Origin of the sequence: Alloalcanivorax mobilis (assembly GCF_002864685.1) — a bacterium.
Lineage (GTDB): Bacteria > Pseudomonadota > Gammaproteobacteria > Pseudomonadales > Alcanivoracaceae > Alloalcanivorax > Alloalcanivorax mobilis.
Window position 1 is genome coordinate 89392 of sequence record NZ_NMQZ01000015.1, and the last position, 25756, is coordinate 115147.

Consider the following 25756-nt stretch of genomic DNA (forward strand, 5'->3'; position numbering starts at 1 on the left):
GCGGAGTTTTAATGGTGTCACGGAAAGTTGCGATTCATGGCCTCGCCGCCCTGCTGCTGGGCGCCGCCTCCCCGGCTCTGGCGCTCACCCCGGAAGCCTTTGCCCAGTGTCTGAATGGCCTTGGCCAGCAGGCCCGCGAGCAGGGCCTGGACCCACGGGTGGTGGAGCGCGCGCTGGGCCAGGCAAAGCTGGACGAAAAAGTCATGGAGCTGGATCAGCGGCAGCCGGAGTTCACCTCCAGCTTCGCCGATTACTACACCGTGCGCGTCAACGATCAGCGCATTCTGCAGGGCCGCAAACTGCAGGATACCCACCGCGACCTGCTGGCCGGGGTGGAAAAGGAATACGGCGTGCCGGCCCGCTATCTACTGGCGTTCTGGGGGCTGGAAACCAATTACGGCGGCTTTTACGGCAACACCCCGGTGCTCGATGCCCTGGCCACCCTGGCCTGCGAAGGCCGGCGTGGCGAATATTTTTCCCGCGAGCTGATCAACGCCCTGCGCATTGTTCAGGAAGGCGCCATCGACACCGAGCGCATGCGTGGCTCCTGGGCCGGCGCCATGGGGCAGGTGCAGTTCATGCCCTCGATCTTTCTCGCCCACGCGGTGGACGCCGACGGCGACGGCCGGCGCGATTTGTGGAACAGCCTGCCGGACGCACTCTCTTCGGCGGCCAATTTCCTGCGCGACCTGGGCTGGCACCCCGGCGAGCGCTGGGGCCGCGAGGTGACCCTGCCGGCGGACTTCGACTTCCGCCACGCCGGGCTGGCGGAAACGCGCCCGCTGTCGGCCTGGCGCGAGCTGGGCGTGCGCCTGCCCGAGGGCGACCCGTTACCGGATGAACAATTGCAGGCCGCGCTGCTGGTGCCCAGCGGCCACCAGGGGCCGGCGTTTCTGGTCTATCACAATTTTCGCGTGATCCTCGGCTGGAACCGCTCCGAAGCCTACGCCCTGGCGGTGGGGCGGCTGGCGGACCGGATCGCCGGCGCCGCGCCGTTAAGCCGCGCGCCGGTGCCGGCGCCGCGCCTGCGCCGCGATCAGGTGGTGGAGTTGCAACACCGGCTTAACGAGCGCGGCTTCGACGCCGGCGAACCGGACGGCATTCTGGGCCCGGGCACGCGCGCCGCCCTGGGCCGCTTCCAGCACGCCCAGAAGATGATCGCCGACGGCTTTCCGGACGCGCAAACCCTGCGCCGCACCGGCCTGATCAGTGATGACGCCGCCGCCGATGCGCCGTCGCGCTAAGGGCCTGTTCACACTAATTTTGATGGCCGCGTTGCTGCCCCAAAGCGGGCCAGGCAAGGCGCGAGGAGAGAGGTTTAGTATGCTAAATGACCGACGAGCAACACCGCCTGGCCCGCTTTGGGGCGCAACCCGAAGGGCCGGGGCCGTTTTCGCGCAATCCCGCGTTGCGGTTCGCTTATGTGGCGGGCCACATCGCGCTCACCGCGCCTTGGCTTGCGCGAAAACGGCCTCCGGCGCGACCATCAAAATTAGTGTGAACAGGCCCTAGGGCCGCGCCCGATGAGCGCGATCATCATCGGAGTGCTGCTCGGCCTGCTGGCGCTGGCGATGATCGGTGGCGGCGCCTGGCTGGCGCTGCTCGGCGGTAGCCTCTATTACCTGCTCGCCGGCCTGGCCCTGCTGATCAGCGCGGCGCTGCTGATCGCGCGGCGCCGCGCCGGCCTGCACCTGTACGCCTTAACGCTGCTCGCCACGCTGCTGTGGAGCCTCGCCGAGGCCGGCTTGAACGGCTGGGCGCTGGCGCCACGGCTGGGCCTGTGGCTGTTGTTGGGCCTGTGGCTGCTGTGCCCGTGGCCGGTGCGGGCGCTGGCCGGCGCCCGCTGGCCGGCCAGCGCGGTGCCGCTGGCGGTGACGGTGGCGGTGAGTGGCGTGCTGTTGCTGGCCGGCCTGCCCCGCGACCCGGTGCGCCTGGACGGCGAGCTGGACCTGAGCGCCGTGGGCAGCGCCGCCGGCAGCAGCCCGCAGTGGCCCGCCTATGGCCACGACGGCCACGGCCAGCGCTACTCGCCGCTGACCGGCATCACCGCCGATAACGTGCACCGCCTCGAGCCGCTGTGGCGCTACGACGCCGGGCCACTGCGCGATCCACAACGCCGCCACGGCGGCGCCTTCGAGGCCACCCCCCTGAAAATCGGCGACAGCCTCTATTTCTGCACCCCGGACCACCGCGCGGTGGCCCTGGACGCGGACACCGGCGCGCTGCGCTGGCACTTCGACCCGCGCACTCCGCCGGCGCGCAGCCAGGGCGTCACCTGCCGTGGGCTCACCTACGTGCCCGCCGGCGACGACCACCCGGCACGGCTGGTCCTGCCCACCAGCGACGCCCGCCTGATCGCCCTGGACGCCGCCACCGGAAAGCCCAGCAAAGGGTTCGGCCGCAACGGCGAGATCGACCTGTGGGCGAACATGCCGGGCCGCGCCAATGGCACCTACTACGCCACCTCACCGCCGGCGCTGGCGCGCGGCAAGCTGATCGTCGGCGGCTTGGTCAACGGCCCGCCCACCCGGGTGCTGCCCGCCGGCGTGGTGCGCGCCTACGACGCCGCCAGTGGCCGGCTGGTGTGGAACTGGGACCCGGCCCGCCCCGAACACACCGCGCCCATCGCGGACCGGCGCTTCTACCAGCCCAACACGCCCAACCACTGGTCGGTGGCCAGCGTCGACGACCGCTTGGGGCTGGTGTATCTGCCAATGGGCACCTCGGTGCCCGACGAGTGGGGCGGCAATCGGCCCGCCGCCAGCGAACCCTACTCCTCGGCCATCGTGGCGCTGGACGCCGACACCGGCCGGGTGCGCTGGAGCTTCCAGGGCGTGCACCACGATCTCTGGGACATGGACATGCCGGCCCAGCCCAGCCTGCTCGACCTGAACATCGGCGGCCACCGGGTGCCGGCACTGGTGGCGCCCACCAAGCAGGGCGACCTGTATGTGCTGGATCGCCGCAGCGGCCGGCCGCTGTTGCCGGTGCGCGAGCTGGCCGCGCCGATTGGCGCCCCCGGGCAACGGGTGGCGCCCAGCCAGCCCGCCTCCGGGCTCAGCTTCAACCCGCCGTTGCTGCGCGAAGCGGACATGTGGGGCGCCACGCCTCTGGATCAGCTTTATTGCCGGCTGCGCTTCCGGCAACTCGATTACCGTGGTCGTTATACACCACCCGGGGAACGGGGCACGCTGGTCTACCCGGGCTATTTCGGCGTGTTCAACTGGGGCGGCATCGCCGTTGATCCGATCCACCAGGTGGCCTTCACCACTCCCAGCCGGCTCGCCTTTGTGTCACGCCTGGCGCCAGCCAGCGCCAATCCGCTCGACGGCGCCTCCCGCGCCATTCCCCTGACCGTGGAGAAGGGCCCGTTCCTGTCGCCGCTGGGATTGCCCTGCCAGGCGCCGCCGTGGGGGCTGGTGGCGGGCGTTGATCTGCGCAGCGGCGAGACCGTCTGGCAACGCCGCAACGGCACCGTGCGCGACAGCTCGCCGCTGCCCCTGGCGCTGCCCCTGGGCGTGCCGGATCTGGGCGGGCCGATCATTACCGCCGGCGGCGTCGCCTTTATGAGCGGCACGCTGGATCAGTATCTGCGCGCCATTGATCTGGAGACCGGCGCGGAACTGGGCCGCTGGCGCCTGCCCGCCGGCGGCCAGGCCACGCCGATCACCTACCTAGACAGCCACGGCCGGCAAATCGTGCTGGTGGTGGCCGGCGGCAACCAACCCCTGGGCAGCCGCACCGGCAACACCCTGATCGCCTTCGCCCTGCCCGGCCAGGACCGCGACGCCTTCACGGACGCCAACACCCCGGCGGAGGATGCTGGTCACTGACCGTTCATTGACCCAGGGTGTTTTTATGTCCGTGTTACTGCGCCTGTCGCTGATCATCAGTGTGTTGCCGGGCCTGGCGCTCGCCGCCAACCCCGGCCCGGTGGCCTGGCGCGACTGGTCACCGGCGGTGTTCGAACAGGCCCGCCAGGAGCACAAGCTGGTGCTGCTGGACATGGAAGCAGTGTGGTGCCACTGGTGCCATGTGATGGATCAGCAGACCTACGCCAACGCCGACGTGGCCGCCTGGCTCGAGCAGCACTACATCGCCGTCAAGGTGGATCAGGATGCCCGCCCGGATCTCGCCAACCGCTACCGGGACTACGGCTGGCCGGCCACCATTTTGTTCGCCGCCGACGGCACCGAGCTGGTGAAGCGGGCCGGTTACATCCCGCCGCAACCGTTTCTTCAATTGCTCACCGCCACCGTCAACGACCCCACCCCGGAAGCCCGCGCCGCCCACCCCACGGTGAGCACCTTCGCCGGCTCGCCGCAACTGGACAAACGCCTGCGTGACGAACTCAAAGCCATGCATCAGCGCAGCTACGATGCGCGCCTCGGCGGCCTGCGGCTGCAACAGAAATTCCTCGACCGCGACAGCGTTGAATACATGCTGGTGCGCGCCCGCCAGGGCGACCAGGACGAAGCCGCCAGGGCGCGGCAGACCCTGGACGCGGCCCGCGCATTGATCGATCCGGTGTGGGGCGGTGTCTACCAATACTCCACCGGCGGCGACTGGCAACACCCGCACTTCGAGAAAATCATGGAAGTGCAGGCCGGCTATTTGCGTCTCTACGCCCTCGCCTACGCGCAATGGGGCCGCGATGCGGATCTGCAATCCGCGCGCGCCATCCGCGATTATCTGAACGCTTTTCTGAGCGCGCCGGACGGCGCCTTCTACACCAGCCAGGACGCCGACGTGAACCCGGGCGAACACAGCGGCGAGTACTTCGCACTGGATGACAAAGCGCGCCGCGCCGAGGGCATCCCCCGGGTCGATCAGCACCGCTACGCGCGGGAAAACGGCTGGGCCATCGAAGCCCTGGTGAGCCTGTACGCCGCCAGTGGCGACCAGGCCGCGCTCACCCGCGCCGAAAAAGCCGCCCGCTGGACCTTGCAACACCGCGCCCTGGACGGCGGCGGCTTCCGCCACGACCAGCAAGACAGCGCCGGCCCTTACCTGGGCGATACCCTGGCCATGGGCCGCGCCTGCCTGGCGCTGCACCAGGCCACCGGCGAGCGCGACTGGCTCGATTGCGCGCGCGGCGCGGCGGATTTTATCGGCGGCCACTTCAAACAGGACAAAGCCGGCTTTCTGACCAGCGCGCCTTCAAGCAACGACGCGGTGCCGCCGGTGCCGCACATTGACGAGAACATCGCCCTCACCCGCTTCGCCAACCTGCTGTTCCATTACACCGACGACGCCCGCTACCAGGCCCTGGCCCAGCACGGCATGCGCTATCTGGCCACGCCGGACGTGGCCACCGCCCGCATCGAGGAAGCCGGCGTGCTGCTCGCCGACCAGGAGCTGGCCACGCCACCCCGACATTTCGCCGTGGTCGCCCGCCACGATGACGACACCGCCGCCGCCCTGTACACGGTGGCGCTGCGTCAACCCGGCGCCTACAAACGCCTGGAATGGTGGGACCGCCGCCAGGGCCCGCTGCCCAACGCGGACGTGCCCTACCCGGAAACCGACCGGCCCGCCGCCTACGTGTGCACCGAAAACCGCTGCTCAACGCCGTCGTTCACCGCCGCCCGCTACCAGCAAACCATACAAAGACTCACCGCCCCCGACCCACGGACGCCAGACGCCGGCCGCCGGCCGCCGGCCGCCGGCCGCTGAAAACTGAAAACTGAAAACTGAAAACTGAAAACTGAAAACAGTATTCAGTTCAAACTGGCGCGAACCCGCCGAGCCAGCGCCGGCTGCAAAACGGCAGAAAGAAACCGTGGTCGTGGCAGCGACAACTGATCCACCACCAGCCCGCTGATCAGCGCGGTGATCTCGGCGGCGTCCTCGCGGGGCGAAGCCGCGCCCAGACGCTGCAACGCGGCCGCCACCCGCAGGGTGTAGCCGCGCCCCCACTCACGCACCAGCGGCCGCAACTCGGCGTTGCGCGCCGCCGCCAGGCGCAGCTCCATCAGCGCCAGCCCCATGTCGCGATTTTTAACCAGGCGCCGCTCGGCGTTGCGGGTCAGCACCGCCACCAGTTGCTCGGCGCTGGTGGCCGCGTCGAGCTGCGGAAAATAGCGTTCCTGATCGGCCAGATTGGCGGCGCCCACATACTCCATGGTGGCACGCAGCAGGCCCTCGATGGCGCCAAAGTGATAGGTGACCAGACCATGGCTGGTGCCGGACTCCCGCGCCACCGCCCGGTGGCTGATGCCCGCCACGCCCTGCTCGGCGATGATCCGGAAAGCGGCCTCGATCAGCCCTCGCCGCACCCGCTCGCCGCGGCTCGAGCTTTCGTCGTTCACCCCAGCTACTGTCATTCGCGCCCCTCTGGACCTGATGCTGATTTGCTTCTAAGCTCTTGATTCATTTTCTACAAATGTAGAACTATTGCAACCAACCGCACGGGAGCCGTGGCATGGCGGATCGGCAATTCGACCCATTCGACAATAAAGTGGCGCTGGTAACCGGCGCCGGCGGCGGCATCGGCCGCCAGGTGGCACTCGCCTTCGCCGCCCAGGGCGCGCGCGTGATGGCCACCGACATCAACGGCGACGCCGCCGACGCCACCGCCGAGGCGATCCGCGCCGCCGGCGGTGACGCCCGGGCGCTGGCGGTGGACGTCACCGATAACAGCCAGGTCGCCGCCATGGTGCGCGCCACCGTGGACGCCTTCGGCGCGCTGCACTGCGCCTTCAACAACGCCGGTGTGGAAGAAGAGAACGACAAGATCGCCGACGTGGACGAAGTGCTGTTCGACCGGGTCATGGCGATCAACGTCAAAGGCGTGTGGCTGTGCATGAAGCATCAGATCCCGGCGCTGCTGGCCGCCGGCGGCGGCAGCATCGTCAACACCGCTTCGGTGGCCGGCCTGATCGGCGCCCCCAAACGCGCCGCCTACGCCGCCAGTAAGCACGCCGTTGTCGGCATGACCAAAAGCGTGGCCGCCGAATACGCGCGCAAGAACGTGCGCGTCAATACCGTTTGCCCAGGCATCATCCGCACCGCCATGATGGAGCGCGCCATCCAACTGGTGGCCCGCGCCGGCGGCGCCAGCGAAGAGAAACAACGCCAGTTCCACGCCGCCATGCACCCGATGGGCCGGGTCGGCGAAGCGGACGAAGTGGCCAACGCGGTGCTGTGGCTGGCCAGCGACGCCAGCTCCTTTGTCACCGGCCACCAACTGGCGGTGGACGGCGGCCTGACCGCGCTTTAACCGCCCCGCAATGATTCAAAAAACAGGAAAACAATGATGTTAAAACTGCATGGCTTTGGTGCCAGCAACTACGTGAACATGGTGAAACTGGCGCTGCTGGAAAAAGGCACCGAATTCGAGTTCGTGGTCGATTACCCCACCCAGGAAGAGGATTTTCTCGCCATCAATCCGATCGGCAAGGTGCCGGTGCTGGAAACCGAACACGGTTTTCTTTCCGAAACCGCCATGATCCTGGAGTACATCGACCGGGTCAGCGACGGCCCGGCGCTGTTCCCTTCCGAGCCGTTCGCCAACGCGCACCTCAAACAGATCATGCACATGATCGAGCTGTACATTGAGCTGCCGGCGCGGCGCTGCTACGCGGAGGTGTTTTTCGGCGGCTCGGTCAGCGACGAGACCAAAGAGCAAGTGAAGGCCGCGTTGATCAAAGGCAGCCGAGCGCTGGCGCGCATCACCGACTTCAGCCCCTACGTTGCCGGCGATTCGTTCAGCGCCGCCGACGCCATGTTTCTGTACAGCTTCGATCTGGCCAGCGCGGTGGCACGCAAGCTGTTTGATCTGGACCTGCGCGCCGAGGCACCCGGCGCCGCCGACCTGATCGACCGGCTCAACCAGCGTGACACCGCCAAACAGGTGGCCGCCGAGCGCGACGCGGCGATGGAAAAGTTCTTGAAGTACGCTCGGGGTGGGAAATAAAGCTGTCGTTTGTGGGATGCTAATGACCAGGGTGGCCACTGCAGCGCCGTCCGGCTGACGCCGGTTCGCGGTCAAGGACCGCTCCCACAGCGGCGCTGTAGAAGGGTCTGTGTGGTTTGTAGACGCCGCTCTGTCTACAAGGCCGCGCGGGAGCGATCCCTGATCGCGAAATTTTTTGGCCGGCTGGCACGGCGCTTTTGCCGCGAACCTGATGGTTTTTGCGTCGGACGTCGGACGTCGGACGTCGGACGTCGGACGCAAAAGATTAAAATCGGAACCGTCGCTGGCTGGGCCTGCTCCTACAATAAAACAGCGCAACAACGTACCCCCCCTTTCACTGAAAACTGAAAACTGAAAACCAAATTCCCGGAGCGCCGATGAAAAAGCTCAAGAACGAGAAAGAATTGGTCAAGAAAGCCATCGCGTTGGGCATGGCCTATGGGGAAAAGCGCGGCGTGGTGGAGTTCGAGGCCACCGATTCGGCGGCGGAGAAAGTCGAGTATATCTATCGGCTGCTGGTGCACGATGAGGTGATACAGGCGCTGCCGGAAGACCAGGTTTCCCAACCATCGATGCAGCATAAGCTGGCGATCTGGGCGTCCAAACAAAAAGGGTGATGGTGGCCGTCGGGGGCATCAATGGCTCACCCGTTTATTCGCGAGCCGGTTCGCCACAGGCCCGCGCCAGCACCGCCACCGCCGCGTCGATGTCCTCGTCGTCCAGGGCGCCGAATCCGAGCAACAGACCGGTGCGCGCGGGTGTGTTCTGGTAGAACGCCTCAATCGGCTCGGCACTGATCGAGGCCGCCGCCAGCCGGCCGCGCACATCGGGCACTGCCCTGTTGAAAGTCAGCGCCAGGTGGATGCCCGCCACTTGCGGGAGCACCGTCCACAAATCCTGATGGCGCGCCAGCGCCGCCAGCAACCGCTGGCGGCGCTGTTCATAGAGCCGCTGCATGCGCCGCAAATGGCGAGCGAAGTGGCCGTCATGGATGAAATGCGCCAGGGCGATCTGGGTGAGCCCGGTGCTGGCGCCGTCGCTGAGAGCCCGGGCCTGCAGCAGCGCACCCCGCAAGCCGGCGGGCATCACCAGGTAGCCGAGCCGGAGATCCGCATTCCAGACTTTCGAGAAGGTGCCCAGGTAGGCCACCTGGCCGTGGCGGTCGAGGCTTTTCAGGGCGTCCAGGGCGCGGCCCTGGAAACGGAACTCGCCGTCGTAGTCGTCCTCGACGATCAGCAGGTCGCGCTGGCGGGCGAATTCCAGCAGTGCCAAACGCCGCTCCAGACTCAGCGGCATGCCCAGGGGAAACTGATGAGAAGGGGTCAGGTACAGCAAGCGGGCGTCCGGCGGAACCCGGTCCACGCGCACGCCCCGTTCGTCCACCGGCACCTCCACAAGGCGCGCCCCGCGCGCGGCGAACACGGCGCGGGCGGGCGGATAGCCCGGTTCTTCCAGCGCCACCACATCGCCGGGGGCGACCCGCACCCGGGCCAGCAGATCCAAGCCTTGCTGGGCTCCCTGGGTGACCAGAATGTCCGCCGGCCGGCAGCTCAGGCCGCGACTGTAGCCAAGATAATCGGCGATGCCACCGCGCAGCGGCCCGTGCCCTTGCGGGTCGGCGTACGGAGCGCGGTCGTGGGCCTGATCGCGCAGCGCCCGTTGCACGGCGGCGCGCCATGGCGGCCAGGGCAACAATCGGCGGTCGGTGACACCGCCGGCGAAGTTGAAGCGCCGCCGCTCACCGCCGCCCCACGCCGGCAAGGGCGGCCAGTGACGGCCGGGGCCGATGGCGGCGGGCGTGGCATCGGCAGCGTGATCAAGCCCGGCCAGGGAGGCACTGACAAAAGTGCCACTGCCGCGCCGGGCCTCGAAGAAGCCCTCGGCGATCAACCGCTCGTAGGCGTCCACCACGGTCTGCCGCCCCAGGCCCAGCTCCGCCGCCAGCCCGCGGCTGGGCGGCAGCGCCTCGCCGGGGGCCAGACGCCCATCCATCAGCGCCGCGCGCAACGCTTCATAAAGGCGGGTACGCAACGGGCCCGTGCCTTCCAGGGGCAGGTAAAGTCTCATGATTGGTCTCGAAATTCAGACGAAATTGGTTCTGTCGAACGCTCCAATCTTGCCCTAAATTGACGCTCCAGCCCACACAAAGGAAACCACCATGAGCGCCCGACTCGACGCCTACCGCGCCTCCCCCGAGACCATGCGGGCGGCGATCAGCACCCAGAAAGTGATCCAGGCCAGCGGCCTTGAGCATCGCCTGCTTGAGCTGGTGAAGATCCGTGCTTCGCAGATCAACGGCTGTGCCTTCTGCATGCACATGCACGCCGCCGACGCGCGCAAGAGCGGCATCCCCGACGGCGTTATCGACACCATTGCCGGCTGGCGCGAAACCTCCTGGTTCAGCCCGCGTGAGCAAGCCGCGCTGGCCTGGACCGAGCGGCTCACGCGACTCAGCGAGCACGCCGACGACAGCGCCGAATACCAAGAACTGGAGACCCATTTCAGCGAGAAGGAACGGGTCGATCTGACCTACGCCATCGCCGTGATCAATATGTGGAACCGCTTCGGCGTGGGTTTCCGGCGCGAGCCGGAGTGACGTCACCAGCAACGCGCCACGGGCCTTGCACCCGTGTCGCGTTGCTGGCGTTCAGCCGGCCGGCGCGGCGTCGCTGTAATCCAGCCACACGCCTTCGACGGCGCTTTGCCCAACGCCGGGCTTGCTGTAATCGCAGACGCCGTCGGCGAACACCGTTTGCAGACGAGCCCATTGGTCTTCGGAAAAGTAGATGTCGCCGTAGTCGAAATCGTCCACCGGCTGCCGCTGGCATTTGATGATGTCGTCCACCAGCGGGCCACCGGCGGCGATGCGCGGGGTCGGGGTTTTCGGGTACAGCTGGTTGCACACGCCCGGGCCATCGAAGGTGGCGGTTTCGTTGACGCGGGCGCCGTTGTCCGCCCGCCAGCAGGCGTCCACCGCGTCGGCGGGTTTGTGCGCCACCACTTTGTCGGCGCTGAGCAGCGCCGGATCGGCGACCAGGTCGTCCAGCCATTGGCTCATCATCTGGAATTGCTCGGCGGATACCTGCTCGCTGAGCGCGGCCAGGGCTTCGCGTTGCTCCGTGCCATAACCGCCCAGCAGCGCCAGGTCCGGGTGCGGGAACAGCCAGATCACCTGGTTATCGGCACGGCCGTTTTCGCGCAGCAGCTTTTCGCGAATCTGAATGTCGTTGTAAATGGTGTGGATGTCACCGGCCGGCTCGGTGTAGAAGCGACGGTGAAAAATCGGCACGGTGGCCAGGCCACCGCCGCCGGAGCCAACCCGGCCGCGCTGGTAGGCAAGCTCCAGAGCCTGGCGGTCGGTGCGGGTGCGCGTGGCCACCACGTTGCCATCGGCGTCGTAGCCGCCCACGCCCTGGTTCACGTCGAGGAATTCGTCCACCGAGATGTCGCCTTCGCGCAACGCGTCGAGGCCATACTGAATGCCCACGTTATCCAGCGGGCGGCGCACGAGGCCGGTGTCCGGATCGACCCCCAGGGTGTTGATGTTGATGTCGTACACCGAGCAGCGCACGCCGTCCGGGTTGGTGAGCGGATCGTACACCAGGCTGGCGTTTTGCAGGCCGCAGGCCGGCGAGGCCGAGCCGTCGTAGGCGACGATGGCGTCGCCGTTGCCACGATCCCAGTTATTGCAGGTGCCGGCCAGATGCCCTTCAAAGGCCTGGCGGGTGTCGTCGTCCGCCGGGTGGTCGATAAAGTAGCGGTTCAGCAACCGGCAATCGGAGACCGCCTGGGCGGTGCCGAACACATCCGGGAACGCGGCGCCGGGCAGCAGGCCGTCCATCAGGCCCGGGTAATTCTGCGCGATCAGCATCTGTTGAATCGCGCCGCCGGAACCGCCCAGGCCGACCATCCACAGCGGCACGCCGTAATGCTCAATGAAGCGCTCCTTCACCATCATCATGGTTTCGGCGGCGACCACATCGTTCACATTGACCTTGTTCACGTTCAGCGAAGAGATCAGGTACGCGTAGCCCGAGGAAATCGCGCGCAGGCTCGACGAATCCTTGAACACCTCGTCGAAATCGTTCTGCCCCTGGTTGTACTGGGCGGCGGTGGATTCACCCAGCCGGAACACCATGCGGCGGTTCCAGCCGTCGGCGTTGTCGTCATCGGTGGCCGGATCATCGAGCACCGCGATGCGATAGATCGAGCGGTTCAGGGTGCCCGATTCCACCCGCACGATGTAGGGCACGGTGTCGCCCTCTACCGTGGTGGTACTGGCGAGATCATCCGGGCGCTGCCCGTAAGGCATGGGCAGCGCGGCCCGTTCGCCGTTGTTGTTGAAGTAAAAATAATCGACCCGGGTTTCCACCGAGCAATCGTCGTCCAGGGGCTGGCCAAGATCGGATTCCACCGTGCGGCATTCAAACGGCATCAACGGCGGGCCGGAAAACACCGGGCCGGTGGCGGGGTGATTGACCACGGTGAGCGCCGCCTCCAGCGTCTCGCCGCTGGCGGTGCGCGCTTGCACCACCACGGTGTTTTCGCCCTCGCTGAGCCCGGAAATCAGACCGGACAAACCGTCGCCATCCTGCTCCAGCACCAACGCCTCATCGAGCACCGTATCATTGCTGAGCACCCGCACTCGCGGCTCCAGCGCCGCGCCGCCGGACGCGCTCACCGACACCAGCATGTCGCCGTCGGTGACTCGTTGCGGGGCGGTGGAGAGCACCGTCACGTTGAGGGTGTCCGCGGCGTCGTTGTGGTGGTCGCTGTCGCCGCCACAGGCGCTCAGAGACACCGCCATAGACAGAGCCAGGCTTGCGTACACCGTTGCGGCCGCGCGCTGGAGCGGCGGGCGCCGTAAACCGATTCTGAATGTCATCGCAGATCTCACTGTTTTTTTGGAATTCGTACCCGGATTGTTTTGATTCAGGCTAGGCCGGTTCCAGGTGGGGAAAACAGACACAGTTGGAGAGAAAGCAATGGAACAGCGGGTGAAGGGAGCGCGAACAGGCCCAAGGTTAAGGGGAACAGCCGGACTGGCGCAGGTGTTGGATTCCAATGTGGAAACTATCCCCAACCGCGAACGGGCTCTGCCAGGCCGTCCTCGCCTTTCAGGCTCGGGTCGCGATCGAGGATCGCTCCCACAGCGGCGTTGTAGAGGGCCGAACAGGGAACAGGTTGAAGGGAACAGCAGGCCTGCGCCGGGTTTGGATTCTGATGTGGGAGCGGTCCTTGACCGCGAATCGGCGTTGCCAGGCCCGGGCTCGCCTTCGGCTCGGTTCGCGATCAAGGATCGCTCCCACAGCGGCGTGGTGTGGTGAGAGGCCGTGCCCGGGTTGCGGCCCCGCGGGTACCGCCCTCTCAATCCCCGTCGGTGACGGCGCCGAGCGAGGCGGAGCTGACCGCCTTGGCGTATTTGCTGAGCACGCCCCGGGTATAGCGCGGCGGCGGCGCCCGCCAGGCGTCACGGCGTGCCCGCAGCTCAGCCTCGGGAATCCGCAGTTCGATGGTGTCGGCTTCCGCGTCGATGACGATTTCGTCACCGTCCTCGACCAGGGCGATGGGGCCGCCAAGCTGAGCCTCCGGGGTGATGTGGCCGACCACGAAGCCGTGGCTGCCGCCGGAGAAACGGCCGTCGGTGATCAATGCCACGTCCTGGCCGAGGCCACGCCCCATGATCGCCGAGGTGGGCGTGAGCATTTCGCGCATGCCGGGGCCGCCGCGCGGGCCTTCGTAGCGGATCACCAGCACCTCGCCGGCCACCACGGTGCCGTCCATGATGCCGGCGGTGGCCTCCTCTTCCGAGGCGAACACCCGAGCTCGGCCGCGAAAGAAGGTGCCTTCCTTGCCGGTGATTTTGGCCACCGCGCCGTCCGGCGCCAGGTTGCCGCGCAGAATGCGCAGGTGGCTGGTGGCTTTGATCGGCTTATCCAGGGCGTGGATGATGTTTTGTTGGTCCGGATAGGGCGCCACCTTGGCCAGATTCTCGGCCAGGGTTTCGCCGGTGACGGTGAGACAGCCGCCGTGCAGCAGATCGGCTTCCAGCAGGGTTTTCATCAGCGGCTGAATGCCGCCGATGGCGACCAGTTCGCTCATCATGTAATGGCCGCTGGGACGCAGGTCCGCCAGCACCGGCACGCGCTGGCCGATGCGGGTGAAATCGTCCAGCGTCAGGGGCACGTCCACGGTGTGCGCCATGGCGATCAGATGCAGCACCGCGTTGGTGGAGCCGCCCAGGGCGATGACCACGGTGATGGCGTTTTCGAACGCTTCGCGGGTCATGATGTCACGGGGTTTGATGTCCGCTTCCAGCAGCTTCAGCACGGCGGCGCCGGCGGCTTCGCAATCGGCGGCTTTTTCCTCGGACACCGCGTTCTGCGCCGAACTGCCCGGCAGGCTCATGCCCAGCGCCTCGATGGCGCTGGCCATGGTGTTGGCGGTGTACATGCCGCCACAGGAACCCGGCCCGGGCACCGCCACTTCCTCCACTTGCTTCACTTCGATCAACGACAAATCGCCCTTAGCGTGGGCGCCGACCGCCTCGAACACCGAGATCAGATCGGTGTGGCCCTGGCCGGGCAGAATGGTGCCGCCGTACACGAACACCGAAGGCCGGTTGAGGCGCGCCAGGCCGATCAGGCAGCCGGGCATGTTCTTATCGCAACCGCCCACCGCCACCAGGCCATCAAAGCCCTGGCAACCGGCCACGGTTTCCAGGGAATCGGCGATCACCTCGCGGGACACCAGCGAATACTTCATGCCCTCGGTGCCGTTGGCGATGCCATCGGAGACCGTGATGGTGTTGAAGATCACGCTCTTGCCGCCGGCCTGGTCGGCGCCCCGGGCGGCGTGTTCGGCGAGGCCGTTGATGTGCACATTGCACGGCGTCACCTGGCTCCAGGTGGACGCGATGCCCACCTGGGGCTTGTCAAAATCCCCGTCGGTGAAACCCACCGCTCTGAGCATGGCGCGGCTCGGCGCCTTACCGATGCCGTCCACCACCGGGGCGGAATAGCGGCGGCGTTTGTCGTCGGTCATCACCTTTCTCCATGGCCTTGCGTTGACGGGCAGCATAACAGGGCACGCCTGCACGCGGCACGCCGGCACGCTAAAACCGTGCCGCCTGCCGCGCCCGCAGATTCGCAAACCTTTTTTGCGTACCCGCCCACGCGGCGCAATCGGGTTTTGACTGAGCGTGCTGCGTGCTGCGTGCTGCGTGCTGCGTGTCGCTTGCCACCCATCACCCCGATAGACAAAACCCACTTCGTTTGTTCACCCTGCTCTGCGACAATGCGCGCTTTCCGGCTTACCGGCCGTTTTTTTCTCCCCGTTACCCCGGTCTGGAGCGCGCGCATGTCCGTTTCTTCCGGCACGGAGCGATCCTCCGTTGCCGCCCATCCCCGCCTTGCCGAGCTTGCTCTGGCGCTGGGCGGGTTCGCCATCGGCACCACCGAATTCGTGATCATGGGTCTGATGAACCGCATCGCCGGCGATTTGTCGGTGGACCCACAGCATGTCGGCTATGCGATCAGCAGCTATGCGCTGGGCGTGGTGGTGGGCGCGCCTCTGATTTCCTGTCTGGCGGCGCGGGTGCCCAAGCGCACCTTGTTGATCGCGCTGATGCTGGTGTTCGCCCTGGGCAACGTGGCCAGCGCGCTGGCGCCGGGGTTCTGGTCGTTCGTGGCGTTGCGCTTTATCGCCGGTTTGCCGCACGGCGCTTACTTTGGCGTGGCGGCGCTGGTGGCGGCGGCGGCGGTGCCACTGAACCAAAGGGCGCGCGCGGTGGGCCGGGTAATGATGGGTCTGACCGTGGCGATTCTGCTGGGCGCGCCGTTGGGCACCTGGGCCGGCAATCAATTCGGCTGGCCGGTGGCGTTCGCGGCGGTGGGCGGCATCGCGCTGACCACCGCGCTGATGGTGCGGATTTTCGTGCCGTTCGTGGCCAGCGATCCGCACGCCAGCCCGCTGCGCGAGCTGGGTGCGCTGGTCAATCAGCAGGTGCTGTTTACCCTGGGCATCGCCAGCATCGGCTTTGGCGGCATGTTCGCGGTGTTCAGCTATGTGATGCCGACGCTCACCCAGCAGGCCGGCATGGCGGAATCCCTGGGGCCACTGGTGTTGGCGATTTTCGGCGTCGGCACCATTCTCGGCACCCTGGTGGGCGCGCGGCTGGCGGATTGGAACCTGGTCAAGGCGATTCCCTTGATTCTGCTGTGGTGCATGGCGATTCAGATTCTGTTCTTCTTCGCCGCCAACTGGGTCGCTTCCGGGCTGCTGTTCGTGGGCCTGGTGGGCACCAGCATGGCGCTCGGGCCGACCATTCAAACGCGCCTGATGGACGTGGCCGGCGACGCCCAGACCATGGCCGCGTCACTCAATCACGCCGCCTTCAATCTGGCCAATGCCTTGGGCGCGGCGCTGGCCGGCATCGCCGTGGAGTTCGCGCCCTGGTCCAGCACCGGGCTGGTGGGCGCGGCGATGGCGGTGGGCGGTTTGCTGATTTTTCTGGCCGGGCGCGCCGCCGAGCGCGCTCCCGGCACCCTGGCGCCCTAACGCACCCCGGCGGACAGCGTCTCCGGCTGCACCAGTTGCCCGGTGACCGGGAAACGGATGCGCACGCGCAGGCCGCCGTCCGGGTGATTGCCCAGGGCCATCTCGCCGTGGTGCATGTCGACGATGCGTTTGACGATCGCCAGGCCCAGCCCGCTGCCGCTCAGGGTGCGCGCTTTCTCGCCCCGGGAAAACGGCTGCAGCAGCATGGGAATGTCTTCTTCGCGCACGCCCTTGCCGTGATCACGCACGGTCAACAGCAGGGCGTTGTCGGCCACTTCGGTGTCCAGTTCCACCGGCGCGGCGCCGTATTTGAGGGCGTTGGTGATCAGGTTGGAGAGCATGCGCTTCACGGTCAGCCGTTTCAGCATCAGCCGGGGCACCTGGCCGGGGCGCAGGCGCAGCTGTTCCGGTGGATACTTGGCGGCCACCTCGTCGATCAGCGCATTGAGGTTTTCGTATTCCGGCTGCTCGTCGGCGCCGTCACGAATGAACGCAATGAACTGTTCGAGGATGGCGTCCATGTCCTCGATGTCCTCGATGATGCCCTGAGAGAGTTCCTCATCGTTGAGAAACTCCGCCGACAGACGCAGCCGGGTGAGCGGCGTGCGCAGGTCGTGGGAGACCCCGGCCAGCAGCAGGGCGCGGTCGCGCTGGGCCTGTTGCAGGTCCCGAGTCATGCGGTTAAAGGCGCGGTTGACCGCCTGAATCTCGATCGGGCCGACGGTGTCGTCGAGCACCGGCACGGCATCGCCACGGCCGACCTTGAGCGCCACCCGAGCCAAACGGCGCAGCGGCCGGTTCAGGCTGCGCGCGATCAGCAGGCCGCCAATCACCGCCAACAGCGGCACGGTCACGCCCCAGCCGAGCAGCAGATAGCGGTCGTAATCGCGGAAAAACGCCATCGGCACCCGCAGCCAGCGCCCCTCGAAGGACGGCGCGGTGACCCACAAAATCGGCTGGCGGGCCTCTTCAAGACGCACCTGGGCGGGCTCATCGAGCAGCCGCGACACCTCGTCACGGAACTGCTCCACCACCGGGCGCGACAGAATCACGCTGTCCGGTTCGCGCAGGTTGGCGGGTTGGCCGGTACTGATGCCGGTGGTTTCTCCCAAGCGTCGCGCCAGGCTGGCGTCACCGTCGCTTTGGAATACCAGCTCCGCCTGCAGGGCGGTCAGGCGGGCGTACTCGCGGATGCCCGGCAAGTAAGCGTTGCGCGCGAAGAACCACAGCGTGATGCCCTGGCTGAGGCCGATCACCAGCCCCACGATCAACGCGGCGCGGACAAAGGCGGATTTGGGCAACAGGGAGACCATGGAGGGCATTCTAACCCACCTTCGGGCGCGGCACGGCGCGGCGAAGAAAGACCACCCTGTTAATCGGGCACGAACACATAGCCGACGCCCCAGACGGTCTGGATGTAGCGCGGCTTGGAGGGGTCGTCCTCAAGCAGACGGCGCAGCCGGGAGACCTGCACATCGATGGAGCGTTCCATCGCCGACCACTCGCGGCCCCGCGCCAGGCTCATCAGTTTGTCCCGGGTGAGCGGCTCGCGGGCGTGTTGCACCAGCGCCTTGAGCACCGCGAATTCGCCGGTGGTGAGCGGCTGCGGGTCGCCGTCGCGGGCCAGGGTGCGGCTGGCCAGATCCAGGGACCAGGGGCCGAATTGCACCTGGGCGTCTTCCTTGCTGGGGGCACCGGGCACCTCGCGCACGTGCCGGCGCAATACGGCGCGGATGCGGGCGTTGAGCTCCTTGGGGTTGAACGGCTTGGGCAGGTAATCGTCGGCGCCGGCGTCCAGCCCTTCGATGCGCTCGGCGTCGTCGCCCTTGGCGGTGAGCATGATGATCGGCAGGTTGTTGTCGTTGTCGCGCAGCCGCCGGCAGATCGACAGGCCGTCTTCGCCGGGCAGCATCAGGTCCAGCACCATCAGCGAGTAAATCTCCCGGGACAGAGCCCGGTCCATCTGCTCGGCGTCGGCCACCGCCTTGACGGCATAACCCTGCTCTTCCAGAAACCGTTGCAGCAGGCCGCGCAGGCGGGCGTCGTCGTCCACCACCAGGATCTTGTCCACTTGGTCGTTCATGGTGCTCCTCGAATTCATTCCGCCCGTCCCGTTTACCCTTGCCGGCGGGCCACGGCAAGCGCCCGGCCCAGCTAGATTGTATAGAAAGATTGCCAGCTCCGGAGACCGGCCCGGTGAAACCGCGTCATGACTGGCTTACCCGGCCGGCCGGGGCTGGTATGATTGCGGCGCCAAAACCAAAACGGGGCGCCGCTGACGGCGACGAGGAGAAGAAGATGGCGAAGATACTTGTGGTGGACGACTCCCCGACCCAGCTCACCAATCTGGTGAGGATCGTCGAGGGTCAGGGGCACCAGGTGATGACCGCCAATAACGGCATGGAAGGCATCGAGCGAGCGCGGGCGGATCGCCCCGACCTGATTCTCATGGACGTGGTGATGCCGGAGCTGAACGGCTTCCAGGCCACCCGCAAAATCACCCGGGATGAACAGCTGGGGGGCATTCCGGTGATTCTGGTCACCACCAAGGACCAGGAGACCGATAAGGTCTGGGGCCAGCGCCAGGGCGCGGTGGGCTATATCGTCAAGCCGCCCCAGGAAGCGGAGCTGGTCGCCGAGATCAATCGGGTGCTCGGTTGAAGAATCTTTAATCAGCCGCAATCACAGGCGAAAGGGTCAAGTCAATCTATCAACGGCCGGGGTCATTCCTTATGATTCCGGTCGTTTCGTTTAAAGACGCCGGCCCGACACCGCGCCGCGTGCAAGCCAGGACAGCCATGCAAAGCATCGAACAGATCATCGCCCAGGAACTCAACGCCCGCCCTGAACAGGTCCGCGCCGCCGTGGCGCTGCTGGACGAAGGCGCCACCGTGCCGTTTATCGCCCGCTACCGGAAGGAAGCCACCGGCGGCCTGGACGACACCCAGCTGCGCAATCTGGAAGAGCGGCTGCGTTACCTGCGCGAACTGGAAGAGCGCCGCGAGGCGATTCTCAAGAGCGTTGCCGAGCAGGACAAGCTCAGCCCGGCGCTGGAAAAGGCACTGCGCGAAGCCGACACCAAGACCCGCCTGGAAGACCTTTACCTGCCCTACAAGCCAAAGCGCCGCACGCGCGCGCAGATGGCCCGCGAGGCCGGCCTGGAGCCGCTCGCCGACGCCCTGCTGGACAACCCGGCGCTGGACCCGCAGCAGCAAGCCGCCGGCTATCTGAACGAAGAGCACAAGATCGCCACCGCCAAGGACGCCCTGGACGGCGCCAAACAGATCCTGATGGAGCGCTTCGCGGAGAACGCCGAGCTGCTGACGCGGCTGCGCACCCTGCTCTGGGACAAAGCCGAGATCCAGGCCCGGGTGGCGGAAGGCAAGGAAGAAGAAGGCGCCAAGTTCCGCGACTACTTCGAGCACCACGAACGCCTCAAGGATATCCCCAGCCACCGCGCGCTGGCGTTGTTCCGAGGCCGTAACGAAAGCGTGCTGCACGTTTCCATGGCGCTGCCCGATGAGCTTGAAAATGCCCAGCCGCACCCGTGCGAAGCGCAGGTGGTGGAGCTGGCCGGCTGGCGCCACCAGGGCCGCGCCGCCGACGACTGGCTCGGCGAGGTGATGCGCTGGACCTGGAAGATCAAACTCAACACCCACCTGGAAACCGAACTGCTGGGCCGGGTGCGCGAGCTGGCCGAGGAAGAGGCGATCCAGGTGTTCGCCCGTAATCTGAAAAGCCTGCTGATGGCCTCCCCGGCCGGCCCCAAATGCACCATGGGACTGGACCCGGGGCTGCGCACCGGCGTTAAAGTGGTGGTGGTGGACGCCACCGGCAAACTGCTGGAGCACACCACCGTCTTCCCCCACCAGCCGCGTAACCAATGGGACAAATCCCTGGCCACGCTGGTGGCCCTGAGCAAGAAACACGGCGTGCAACTGATCGCCATTGGCAACGGCACCGCCAGCCGCGAAACCGACAAGCTGGCCGGCGAGGTGGTCAAGGCGCTGAGCGAGCAGAGCCCGCAGAAAATCATGGTCTCCGAAGCGGGCGCCTCGGTGTATTCCGCTTCGGAACTGGCGGCACGGGAGTTCCCCGATCTGGATGTGTCGTTCCGGGGCGCGGTGTCGATTGCCCGCCGCCTGCAGGACCCGCTCGCCGAGCTGGTCAAGATCGACCCCAAATCCATCGGCGTGGGCCAATATCAGCACGACGTCAGCCAGGTGAAGATGTCGCGCTCGCTGGACGCGGTGGTGGAGGATTGCGTGAACGCCGTGGGCGTGGACGTGAACACCGCCAGCGCGCCGCTGCTGGCGCGCATCGCCGGCCTTAACGGCACCATCGCCGGCAACATCGTCAGCTTCCGCGAAAAGAACGGCGCCTTTGCCTGCCGCGATGCGCTCAAGCAGGTGCCGCGCCTGGGCGACAAGACCTTCGAGCAGGCCGCCGGCTTTCTGCGCATCATGAACGGCGACAACCCGCTGGACGGCTCCTCGGTGCACCCGGAGGCCTACCCGGTGGTCAAGCGCATCGCCGAGAAACACGGCCGCCCGATCAAGGATCTGATCGGCGATGTGCCCTTCCTGAAAAGCGTCAGCGCCGGTGAATTCACCGACGATCACTTCGGCCTGCCCACCGTCACCGACATTCTCAGCGAGCTGGAAAAGCCCGGCCGCGACCCGCGCCCGGAATTCAAGGCCGCCGAGTTCAAGGAAGGCGTGGAAACCCTGGCCGACCTGAAGCCGGGCATGATCCTGGAAGGCGCCGTCACCAACGTCACCAACTTCGGTGCGTTCGTCGACATCGGCGTGCATCAGGACGGTCTGGTGCACGTGTCCGCTCTCGCCGACAAGTTCGTGCAAGACCCCCATGAGGTGGTCAAGCCCGGCGACATCGTCAAAGTGAAGGTGCTGGAGGTGGATCAGCCGCGCAAGCGCATCAGCCTGACCATGCGCCTGGACGAACGCCACCAGGACAAACCCGCCGCCACGGCGCCGGGCGGCGGCGGCAAACCCCGCGGTAAGGGCGCCCGCTCCCAGCCGCCGCGCGGCGGCGGCCGTGGCCAGGCCCAGAACGCCCCCCAGGGCGCGCTGGGCGCGGCCTTCGCCAAGGCTCTGGAACAGAAGAAAAAAGGCGGTTGAACCGGCACGGCGATGAGCGCCGTGCTTGAAAGCAGCAAGGTCAGGCCACATAACCGGTGGCCACAATGACAATCCTGGCGGCGTGCGCGTCGCCGGCCAGCCCGGACAGGCCCATGACCGACACGCTTCGCCAACGCATCCAGGCCCTGCTGGATTCGGACGCCGCCAGCACGCTCACCGAGATTCGCCGCGGCATCGAGAAGGAAAGCCTGCGCATCAGTCCCCAGGGCGGCATCGCGCAAACGCCGCATCCGCAAGAGCTGGGCTCGGCGCTGACCCATCCGTACATCACCACCGATTATTCGGAAGCGCTGCTGGAGTTCATCACCCCGCCCAGCACCGAACTGCATCATCCGATTGAGTTTCTGGAAGATCTGCACCGTTACACTTACCGCCACATCGGCGACGAACTGCTGTGGGTCAATTCCATGCCGTGCCGGATCGGCGAGGACCGCAACGTGCCGGTGGCGGATTACGGCAGCTCCAACGTGGGCCGCATGAAAAGCATCTACCGGGTCGGCCTGGGCCATCGTTACGGCCGCAAGATGCAGACCATCGCCGGCATTCACTATAATTTTTCGTTCCCCGAGGCGTTCTGGCGCCTGCACCAGGAACAGGAAGGCGTGGGCGGCGCGCTGCAGGATTTTATTTCCCAGCGCTACTTCGATTTGACCCGCAACTTCCAGCGTTACTCCTGGCTGCTGGTGTATCTGTTCGGCGCCTCGCCGGCGCTGTGCGCCTCGTTCCTGGCCGGCCGCGAACATCAACTGCTGGAAAGCTTTGACCACAGCCTTTACCGGCCCAAGGCCACCAGCCTGCGAATGAGCGACCTGGGTTACCAGAACAACGCCCAGTCGTCGTTGCAGGTGTGCTACAACAGCCTGGATGAGTACGTGCGCACCCTCACCCACGCGATCAAAACGCCGGACCCGACCTATCAGAAGATGGGCATCCGCGACGCCAATGGCGAGTATCTGCAGCTCAACACCAACATTCTGCAAATCGAGAATGAGTACTACTCGTCGATCCGCCCCAAGCGCACCATCAATAAAGGCGAGCGCCCGACCCTGGCGCTGACCCGTCGTGGCGTGGAATACATCGAGATCCGCGCCCTTGATCTGAACCCGTTCGAGCCGGTGGGCATCAGCCAGACCGAGATCCGCTTTCTCGACCTGTTCGCCACCTATTGCCTGCTGCGCGAATCGCCGCGTCTGGAAAACTGTGACTTCAGCGCCGCCAAGGAAAACCTGCGACGGGTGGTCTACGACGGCCGCAACGTGGACCTGAAGCTGGATAACTGGGGGCGCGAAGTGACAATCCAGCAATGGGGCCTGGAGAAGCTGGAACAGATGGCGCCGATCGCCGAACTGTTTGACCGCTGCCACGCCGACGACGTCGAGGGCAGCAACCTGTACGCCGATGCCCTGGCCCAACAACGCGCCAAATTACTGGACCCGGACAGCACCCCCTCGGGGCGCATTCTGGAACGCTTGGAAAGCCGCGATCAGAGCTTCTTCCAGTTCGCCATGGATCAGGCGCTGGAGCATCGCGATCATTTTATCGGCGAACCGCTCAGCGCCGAGGTGGACAGCCGGCTGAGCCAGCAGGCCCGGCAAAGCCTCGCCGAGCAGCGCGCCTGCGAAGCGCAACAGGAGCCGCCGCTGGAAGAGTACCTGCGTGACTACTTCCGCGGCTGAACCAGCCGCTTAGCCTTTTGCCCCGCCAGGCCAATGAGCGCTGGCTCACAAAATCCGCCGCTGATCGGATAAGCGGTGTCGTGGCCCCCCTTAACGGCCGCCGGCACACTCCTCGCCGGTGCTAATCTCGAGGCTACCGAGTGGATGGAGGGAGAGAGGGGGCGCCATGCAAGAGTTGTCATCCGACCCGTTTGAAAAAGCGTACAACCGTGGCTGCATGTGGGGCATGGCCGGTGGCGCCCTGGACCAGTGCCCGTATTTGAATGAGGCGCTGGCGGAATGGTGGCACCAGGGCTGGGAGGCCGGCGCGGCGGCCTGGCATGATCGTCAGGAACCGGTGGAGCCGCGTGGCGTCTGAACAGACGGGGCGGATCGTCCGGCGCTTGCCGGCCACCGTACTTTTGCATAGGGTTTGGCGATGACGGTGGCCGGCGACACGACGCGGAGCCGATCAAACGGACCCTGATCTGGCGGATGCTCAAGGAAAAACAATCATGCAAGGTTCTTTGCTTCCTTCCCCCCGGGCGGTTTTTGCCCTGGGCTTTCTCGGTTGTCTGGCCGCCATGGGCGGCGCTCTGTACCTGCAACACGTGGTGGGCCTGGAGCCCTGCCCGTTGTGTATTTTTCAACGGGTGGCGGTGATCGCCGCCGCCGTGGTGCTGCTGATCGCCACTCTGCATGGCCCGCGAGGAGCGGGCATGCGGGTGTACGCCGGCCTGACCCTGCTGGCCTGCCTGGCCGGTGCCGGCATCGCCATCCGCCACCTGTGGCTGCAAAGCCTGCCCGCCGATCAGGTGCCCACCTGCGGCCCGGGCCTGGACTATATGCTCGACGTGTTTCCCCTCAAGGAGGTACTGGCGGAAGTGCTGTCCGGCTCCGGCGAATGCGCCGAGGTGAGCTGGCGCTTCCTCGGCCTGACCCTGCCGGGCTGGTCGCTGGTGGTGTTCGCCGGCCTTGGCGCGCTCTCTCTGGTACAATTGCTGCGCCCGCGCCGGGACTGACCGGCGGCGGGCCACCGCCATAGCAATAACAAATCGCGGTTGACCCCGCTCACCTGGATTCCCGGTGAGCGGGGTCAACCGCGATTTTTTTGCGTGTCGCCATTTCATTTTTCCGGCTTGCGGAGCCCCCCGGCCATGCTCGATGGTTTGCTGATCCTGTTGCTGTTCCAGTTTCTGGGTGAAGTGCTGATTCACTTCACCGGCCTGCCCTTGCCCGCCTCGGTGGTGGGCATGGTGCTGCTGTTGCTGGCGTTGATGTTCAACACACCGCTCACCGACCGGGTGGCGGAGGCGTCGGGCATGTTGATCCGTCATATCAGTTTGCTGATCTTCCCGCTCGGCGTTGGCATCGTGCTGCAATGGCACCGTTATCAGGACTACGCCCTGGCCCTGGCCATGGCGGTGGTGCTGGGCACCATCGTCACCCTGGTGCTGGTGACCCTGCTGCTCAAGGTGCTGCTGCGTGATCGCGGCGCGGTGAAGGGGAAACAGCCGTGAGCGGGCTGCTGCACACGCCGCTGTTCGGCCTGTTGCTGACCCTGGCGAGCTACCGGGTCGCACTGCTGATCTACGGCAAGGTCAACAATCTGCCGTTGTTTCACCCCTTTATCGTCGCCGCCATTCCGGTGATCGTGGTGCTGCCGCTGGCCGGCGTTTCCTATTCCGAGTATCGCCAGCAAACCGAGGTGCTGTCGTTTCTGCTCGGCCCGGCCACGGTGGCGTTGGCCTGGCCGCTGTATCGCCAGTTGCACACCGTGCGCAGCGTCTGGAAGCCGGTCATCGCCACCACCGTGATCGGCGCCGCGCTTGCCGCGGGCATCTCGGTGGGCCTGGCCTGGTGGCTGGGCGCGCCGGAACAGGTGGTGGGCTCCCTGGCGCCGAAATCGATCACCACGCCGATCGCCGTGGAGGTGGCCAAATCCACCGATGGCCTGGTGTCCCTGACGGCCGGCGCGGTGGCCATTACCGGCATTGTCGGCGCCCTGCTGGGCGGCCTGATCTTCAGGCTTTTGCGGGTGCACGACGATCGCATTCGCGGTTTCGCTCTGGGCCTGGTGGCCCACGCCATTGGCACCGCGCGCGCCTTTGAGTACGGCGAAAAGGCCGGTGCTTTCGCCAGTCTGGCGCTGGGCCTGACCGGCCTGCTCACCGCTCTGGCCCTGCCCTGGCTGTGGCCCTGGGTCAGCCAGTGGTTGTTCGCCGGCGGCTGAGCGCCGGGCGATTTAAACGCCGGTTGTTATGAAGAATTCGTCTTTACCGGCAACCCTCTGTTCGCAAAGCGGTTTTTCATCGATTACGTAAAACCTGGCGGCGCGACGACGGTTTCCCATTGCCGCGCCGCCCGGCCTGGGGCTAGCCTCATTGACCCGGCCTTGAGCACGGCTCCGGTTATCGGGCAGAGGCATCAGCGCTCAATCAGGCCACGTTCAAGGATTGACA

At 66.3% G+C, this 25756-nt stretch carries 21 protein-coding genes; 15 read left to right on the top strand and 6 right to left on the bottom strand.

Annotation, left to right across the window (positions count from 1 at the left end; genetic code table 11):
• Positions 1–11 precede the first annotated feature (11 nt).
• From CGS25_RS09670 to CGS25_RS09680, 3 genes are all read left to right on the top strand, one after another.
• Positions 12–1244, top strand: coding sequence for a lytic murein transglycosylase (locus CGS25_RS09670; RefSeq protein ID WP_101675332.1), 1233 nt, complete (start codon positions 12–14; stop codon positions 1242–1244).
• Positions 1245–1523: 279 nt separating this feature from the next.
• Positions 1524–3833 carry a membrane-bound PQQ-dependent dehydrogenase, glucose/quinate/shikimate family gene (locus CGS25_RS09675; RefSeq protein WP_101675333.1) on the top strand — a complete coding sequence of 770 codons (2310 nt, stop codon included), beginning with the start codon at positions 1524–1526 and terminating at the stop codon, positions 3831–3833.
• Between the two features lie 25 nt (positions 3834–3858).
• Positions 3859–5676, top strand: coding sequence for a thioredoxin domain-containing protein (locus CGS25_RS09680; RefSeq protein WP_198588744.1), 1818 nt, complete (start codon positions 3859–3861; stop codon positions 5674–5676).
• 44 nt (positions 5677–5720) lie between these two features.
• Here CGS25_RS09680 and CGS25_RS09685 read toward each other — a convergent pair whose 3' ends face one another.
• Entirely contained in the window at positions 5721–6326 is a 606-nt protein-coding gene (locus CGS25_RS09685; RefSeq protein WP_101675335.1) for a TetR/AcrR family transcriptional regulator, read from the bottom strand.
• Between the two features lie 98 nt (positions 6327–6424).
• Between CGS25_RS09685 and CGS25_RS09690 the strand changes: the two genes are divergently transcribed.
• The 3 genes from CGS25_RS09690 to CGS25_RS09700 all read left to right on the top strand — a co-directional run bounded on the left by CGS25_RS09690 (position 6425) and on the right by CGS25_RS09700 (position 8535).
• Entirely contained in the window at positions 6425–7222 is a 798-nt protein-coding gene (locus tag CGS25_RS09690) for a glucose 1-dehydrogenase (RefSeq protein WP_101675336.1), read from the top strand.
• A gap of 33 nt (positions 7223–7255) precedes the next feature.
• Positions 7256–7918, top strand: a complete 663-nt coding sequence (locus tag CGS25_RS09695; RefSeq protein ID WP_232802342.1) for a glutathione S-transferase family protein — start codon at positions 7256–7258, stop codon at positions 7916–7918.
• A gap of 377 nt (positions 7919–8295) precedes the next feature.
• Entirely contained in the window at positions 8296–8535 is a 240-nt protein-coding gene (locus CGS25_RS09700) for a DUF5062 family protein (RefSeq protein WP_089034298.1), read from the top strand.
• 34 nt (positions 8536–8569) lie between these two features.
• On the opposite strand, the gene pdxR is transcribed toward CGS25_RS09700, so the two are convergent.
• Positions 8570–9985: a MocR-like pyridoxine biosynthesis transcription factor PdxR gene (gene pdxR, locus CGS25_RS09705; RefSeq protein WP_101675337.1), complete on the bottom strand. Its 1416-nt coding sequence runs from the start codon at positions 9983–9985 to the stop codon at positions 8570–8572.
• A gap of 91 nt (positions 9986–10076) precedes the next feature.
• Here pdxR and CGS25_RS09710 point away from each other — a divergent pair, with 91 nt between their 5' ends.
• Positions 10077–10514 carry a carboxymuconolactone decarboxylase family protein gene (locus tag CGS25_RS09710; RefSeq protein ID WP_089034296.1) on the top strand — a complete coding sequence of 146 codons (438 nt, stop codon included), beginning with the start codon at positions 10077–10079 and terminating at the stop codon, positions 10512–10514.
• Between the two features lie 51 nt (positions 10515–10565).
• Here the strand turns inward: CGS25_RS09710 and CGS25_RS09715 are convergent, their stop codons facing one another.
• Both CGS25_RS09715 and ilvD read right to left on the bottom strand, forming a co-directional pair.
• The gene (locus CGS25_RS09715; protein WP_101675338.1) at positions 10566–12725 is read right to left on the bottom strand and encodes a DUF6351 family protein; all 2160 of its coding nucleotides are present in this window, start codon (positions 12723–12725) and stop codon (positions 10566–10568) included.
• A 560-nt stretch (positions 12726–13285) separates the two neighbouring features.
• Entirely contained in the window at positions 13286–14962 is a 1677-nt protein-coding gene (ilvD, locus tag CGS25_RS09720; protein ID WP_101675339.1) for a dihydroxy-acid dehydratase, read from the bottom strand.
• A 315-nt stretch (positions 14963–15277) separates the two neighbouring features.
• Here ilvD and CGS25_RS09725 point away from each other — a divergent pair, with 315 nt between their 5' ends.
• On the top strand, positions 15278–16477 hold the full coding sequence (locus CGS25_RS09725; RefSeq protein ID WP_089034293.1) for an MFS transporter: 1200 nt from the start codon (positions 15278–15280) through the stop codon (positions 16475–16477).
• Here CGS25_RS09725 and CGS25_RS09730 read toward each other — a convergent pair.
• Complete coding sequence (locus tag CGS25_RS09730; RefSeq protein ID WP_232802344.1) at positions 16474–17799, bottom strand: ATP-binding protein; 1326 nt, start codon at positions 17797–17799, stop codon at positions 16474–16476. The two genes, CGS25_RS09725 and CGS25_RS09730, sit on opposite strands and share 4 nt — an antisense overlap.
• Before the next feature lie 50 nt (positions 17800–17849).
• Positions 17850–18560, bottom strand: a complete 711-nt coding sequence (gene ompR / locus CGS25_RS09735) for an osmolarity response regulator transcription factor OmpR (RefSeq protein ID WP_089034292.1) — start codon at positions 18558–18560, stop codon at positions 17850–17852.
• Between the two features lie 215 nt (positions 18561–18775).
• Here ompR and CGS25_RS09740 point away from each other — a divergent pair, with 215 nt between their 5' ends.
• The 7 genes from CGS25_RS09740 (at position 18776) to CGS25_RS09770 (ending at position 25527) form a co-directional block, all read left to right on the top strand.
• On the top strand, positions 18776–19138 hold the full coding sequence (locus CGS25_RS09740) for a response regulator (RefSeq protein ID WP_089034291.1): 363 nt from the start codon (positions 18776–18778) through the stop codon (positions 19136–19138).
• A gap of 137 nt (positions 19139–19275) precedes the next feature.
• Entirely contained in the window at positions 19276–21618 is a 2343-nt protein-coding gene (locus CGS25_RS09745; protein ID WP_101675340.1) for a Tex family protein, read from the top strand.
• 113 nt (positions 21619–21731) lie between these two features.
• Entirely contained in the window at positions 21732–23315 is a 1584-nt protein-coding gene (gshA, locus tag CGS25_RS09750; protein ID WP_101675341.1) for a glutamate--cysteine ligase, read from the top strand.
• A 166-nt stretch (positions 23316–23481) separates the two neighbouring features.
• A complete protein-coding gene (gene rmf, locus CGS25_RS09755) occupies positions 23482–23673 on the top strand; it encodes a ribosome modulation factor (protein ID WP_089034288.1) in 192 nt (63 codons plus the stop codon).
• Between the two features lie 136 nt (positions 23674–23809).
• Positions 23810–24316: a disulfide bond formation protein B gene (locus CGS25_RS09760; protein WP_089034287.1), complete on the top strand. Its 507-nt coding sequence runs from the start codon at positions 23810–23812 to the stop codon at positions 24314–24316.
• Between the two features lie 135 nt (positions 24317–24451).
• A complete protein-coding gene (locus CGS25_RS09765; RefSeq protein WP_101675342.1) occupies positions 24452–24814 on the top strand; it encodes a CidA/LrgA family protein in 363 nt (120 codons plus the stop codon).
• The gene (locus CGS25_RS09770) at positions 24811–25527 is read left to right on the top strand and encodes an LrgB family protein (RefSeq protein ID WP_089034285.1); all 717 of its coding nucleotides are present in this window, start codon (positions 24811–24813) and stop codon (positions 25525–25527) included. The genes CGS25_RS09765 and CGS25_RS09770 overlap by 4 nt, the downstream gene beginning before the upstream one ends.
• Positions 25528–25756: the final 229 nt, after the last annotated feature.

Excerpts from the sequence above, each read along its gene's own strand:
- CGS25_RS09670 (WP_101675332.1), top strand. The coding sequence starts at position 12 with ATGGTGTCACGGAAAGTTGCGATTCATGGCCTCGCCGCCCTGCTGCTG.
- CGS25_RS09675 (WP_101675333.1), top strand. The coding sequence starts at position 1,524 with ATGAGCGCGATCATCATCGGAGTGCTGCTCGGCCTGCTGGCGCTGGCG.
- CGS25_RS09680 (WP_198588744.1), top strand. The coding sequence starts at position 3,859 with ATGTCCGTGTTACTGCGCCTGTCGCTGATCATCAGTGTGTTGCCGGGC.
- CGS25_RS09685 (WP_101675335.1), bottom strand. The coding sequence starts at position 6,326 with ATGACAGTAGCTGGGGTGAACGACGAAAGCTCGAGCCGCGGCGAGCGG.
- CGS25_RS09690 (WP_101675336.1), top strand. The coding sequence starts at position 6,425 with ATGGCGGATCGGCAATTCGACCCATTCGACAATAAAGTGGCGCTGGTA.
- CGS25_RS09695 (WP_232802342.1), top strand. The coding sequence starts at position 7,256 with ATGATGTTAAAACTGCATGGCTTTGGTGCCAGCAACTACGTGAACATG.
- CGS25_RS09700 (WP_089034298.1), top strand. The coding sequence starts at position 8,296 with ATGAAAAAGCTCAAGAACGAGAAAGAATTGGTCAAGAAAGCCATCGCG.
- pdxR (WP_101675337.1), bottom strand. The coding sequence starts at position 9,985 with ATGAGACTTTACCTGCCCCTGGAAGGCACGGGCCCGTTGCGTACCCGC.
- CGS25_RS09710 (WP_089034296.1), top strand. The coding sequence starts at position 10,077 with ATGAGCGCCCGACTCGACGCCTACCGCGCCTCCCCCGAGACCATGCGG.
- CGS25_RS09715 (WP_101675338.1), bottom strand. The coding sequence starts at position 12,725 with ATGGCGGTGTCTCTGAGCGCCTGTGGCGGCGACAGCGACCACCACAAC.
- ilvD (WP_101675339.1), bottom strand. The coding sequence starts at position 14,962 with ATGACCGACGACAAACGCCGCCGCTATTCCGCCCCGGTGGTGGACGGC.
- CGS25_RS09725 (WP_089034293.1), top strand. The coding sequence starts at position 15,278 with ATGTCCGTTTCTTCCGGCACGGAGCGATCCTCCGTTGCCGCCCATCCC.
- CGS25_RS09730 (WP_232802344.1), bottom strand. The coding sequence starts at position 17,799 with ATGCCCTCCATGGTCTCCCTGTTGCCCAAATCCGCCTTTGTCCGCGCC.
- ompR (WP_089034292.1), bottom strand. The coding sequence starts at position 18,560 with ATGAACGACCAAGTGGACAAGATCCTGGTGGTGGACGACGACGCCCGC.
- CGS25_RS09740 (WP_089034291.1), top strand. The coding sequence starts at position 18,776 with ATGGCGAAGATACTTGTGGTGGACGACTCCCCGACCCAGCTCACCAAT.
- CGS25_RS09745 (WP_101675340.1), top strand. The coding sequence starts at position 19,276 with ATGCAAAGCATCGAACAGATCATCGCCCAGGAACTCAACGCCCGCCCT.
- gshA (WP_101675341.1), top strand. The coding sequence starts at position 21,732 with ATGACCGACACGCTTCGCCAACGCATCCAGGCCCTGCTGGATTCGGAC.
- rmf (WP_089034288.1), top strand. The coding sequence starts at position 23,482 with ATGCAAGAGTTGTCATCCGACCCGTTTGAAAAAGCGTACAACCGTGGC.
- CGS25_RS09760 (WP_089034287.1), top strand. The coding sequence starts at position 23,810 with ATGCAAGGTTCTTTGCTTCCTTCCCCCCGGGCGGTTTTTGCCCTGGGC.
- CGS25_RS09765 (WP_101675342.1), top strand. The coding sequence starts at position 24,452 with ATGCTCGATGGTTTGCTGATCCTGTTGCTGTTCCAGTTTCTGGGTGAA.